Raw genomic sequence first — 2,494 nt, 5'->3', positions numbered from 1 at the left:
CTTTAACCGAAATTAATGACGCTCTTGAAATGATCGCTCAAGCCAAAGATGCTCATGAATTAGAGAGTTAATTATGAAAACTCAGTTCTTAATTTGGTTTTTAATTGGAGTAATTATATTTTTTTTGGACTTCATGAAATTTGATACAGAAAATATAAAATGGCTGTTCGCTGTAGTGGTTGGTGAATTTATAATTGCCTTTATTTTCTTATCAAGTAAAGTCGGTGGTTTTAAATAATTAATTATAATTCAATTGCTTAAGTCCGATACTGGTTAGTATCGGACTAATCTCCTGATTCGAAAGTTAATATGCTCTTACTAATAACTCTCCTTATTCTCAATATTTTATTGCGAGAATACATAAAGCAAAGCAACACCAAATTTTCAAAAATATTGTTTTTGATTGGGATACCTCTGCATGAAGCTGCTCATTATTTTATAGCCCGATTAACCCTAAGGAAAATTGTACACTGTAAGTTCATACCAAATTTTAATATGTCCTCACCTGCATATGTTATTTATAAGAACGGCTCTTCAATTGGTTCTAAAATTATTGATTTACTCATTGGCATGGCGCCTTTGTACTTAGGTGCAATTGCAATTTATTTTATAGGCCCAGAACCAACTCAACCAAACCCTTATGTTTCGTATTTTCTACGCTGGTTGGTGGTTTTAGCTATAGCTCAATGCATGCTCCCTTCATGGCAAGATATTAAGAATTCAATACCTGGTATTTTAATATTTTCGATACCTTTTGCATTAATTTACGCCCATCTAAATATTGAGCTAAGTATTTCAGATGACAACATAAGGGAGTTTCAAATCGTATTGACGACTCTTGTAACTTACCAAATGATTGGAGTGGCATTTATAAAGTTGCGTATGATCCACGTATAAATTAAGGTTAAAGAGTAGGCTGATATCAACTGAAATATAAAAGGAAGTTCTATGGAATATAAAATTACCGAGATGAATCCCATTGAGAAATTGAACACGATAATTAGAAATAGCGATAGTCAAACAGTACAAAGTGTAAAGTGCAGCAACCCTATGTGCTCTAACCCCGCCACGGTAATAAATTTTGAGGTAAGTGGATTTAGTTGTAAAGGCAAAGAGCATTTAGGTGGAAATCAATATAGGGATTGCCCGCGCCATTTTGCCGTCGAACAATTAGATGAAGTTAAAAAGTAAAATGCAGTGTTTAATTTTATCTTTTACTTGTTAAATTTCGGAAGTAAAACACCCCCCTTCTACCTAGAAAAATCTTTTTAATTAATAGAGTCTAATTTCCCAAGATTCTATTTTATAGTTGATTTAACATAACATTTAAATTGCATAAATGGGCATTTACACAAGTTTATTTTGGATGTATAAATGTACAGTGCTTATGGTTTCGTATGAATTTAAATTATGAACAGCAGATTGGAAAAGATTATCGATTTAAAACAGCCTCAATTACCGGCTACCAAGGTTAATCAAAAATTAAATGAGATTTATGTAAACCCTAAATGTCCGATATTCAATTATGTCAACTCTTTGGCGGCGGATACATCCAAAGAGACCGTCACTCGATGCTTGCAAGCGATTGCAAAACATACTGGCTACGCAGATTTTTATGAAATTAATTGGGCAGAAATTACTTCAACTGATTTAAATAGCCTTATCCATAACCTAAAAGCCAAGGAACTATCTCCAAAAACGATTTCATTATATGTATCCGTTGTAAAGGGTGTATGTGAGCATGCCTATTTGTTAGGACAGATTTCTAGATTGCAGCTAGATGGTATTCTAAAAGTGAAAGGAGAAACCGGCTCTAGAATTAAAAAACATCAGGTAATTTCTCGTTCTAGTTTCCAAGGGCTTTTGGAGAGAATAGCAAGCTCAAACCCAACTAATAGAAATAAAATGCTTAGAGATTTGGCGCTTTTTCATATTTTAATTGGTACCGGGTTAAGAAGAAGTGAGTTGGCCACAATAGATATTTCATCATTAGTCTTAGAGCTTAGTAACGAAGATAGAGTTACAGTAAATACTCAGTATTTGAAGATTATTGGTAAAGGTAATAAGGAAAGATATGTTGCGATCCACCCTGTTACAAAAATTGCTTTAGAAGACTGGTTGAACGTTCGAGGTATAAAGCCAGGTCCGTTATTTGTCAAAGTGCCACGTAGTGGAAACATTGATGTTGAAAATAGTAACCCTTTAACTGGCAGCGCTATTTATGAACTTTGTAAAAAATATAACACTGTTGCTCCCCATTCTCTAAGGCGATCATACGCGACTTGGCTCGATGAAAAAGGCGTTAAGATAAGCAGAATTAGTAAACTTCTTGGCCACTCTAAAGAAGTTACAACTGCAATGTATATTGTAGATGAAGATTCAAAGGCATTTGAGGATGTGTTGAATAATTTGTTTTAATCTCAAATATTTTGTTCTTGGTTGTCTGTATTGGCTGCAATTTACTGATATATAGGATTTTATTACATAACAAGAT

3 protein-coding genes are annotated in these 2,494 nt (G+C 33.6%); all 3 read left to right on the top strand.

Annotation, left to right across the window (positions count from 1 at the left end):
- Positions 1-309: 309 nt before the first annotated feature.
- The 3 genes from L1D51_RS21200 to L1D51_RS21190 all read left to right on the top strand — a co-directional run bounded on the left by L1D51_RS21200 (position 310) and on the right by L1D51_RS21190 (position 2,418).
- Positions 310-897 carry a hypothetical protein gene (locus L1D51_RS21200; protein WP_239964799.1) on the top strand — a complete coding sequence of 196 codons (588 nt, stop codon included), beginning with the start codon at positions 310-312 and terminating at the stop codon, positions 895-897.
- A 51-nt stretch (positions 898-948) separates the two neighbouring features.
- The gene (locus tag L1D51_RS21195) at positions 949-1,191 is read left to right on the top strand and encodes a hypothetical protein (RefSeq protein WP_239964797.1); all 243 of its coding nucleotides are present in this window, start codon (positions 949-951) and stop codon (positions 1,189-1,191) included.
- Positions 1,192-1,422: 231 nt separating this feature from the next.
- Entirely contained in the window at positions 1,423-2,418 is a 996-nt protein-coding gene (locus L1D51_RS21190) for a tyrosine-type recombinase/integrase (protein WP_239964795.1), read from the top strand.
- Positions 2,419-2,494 lie beyond the last annotated feature (76 nt).

It is taken from the genome of Pseudoalteromonas shioyasakiensis (genome assembly GCF_022398475.1).
Lineage (GTDB): Bacteria > Pseudomonadota > Gammaproteobacteria > Enterobacterales > Alteromonadaceae > Pseudoalteromonas.
This window is presented reverse-complemented; position numbering and strand designations above follow the sequence as displayed.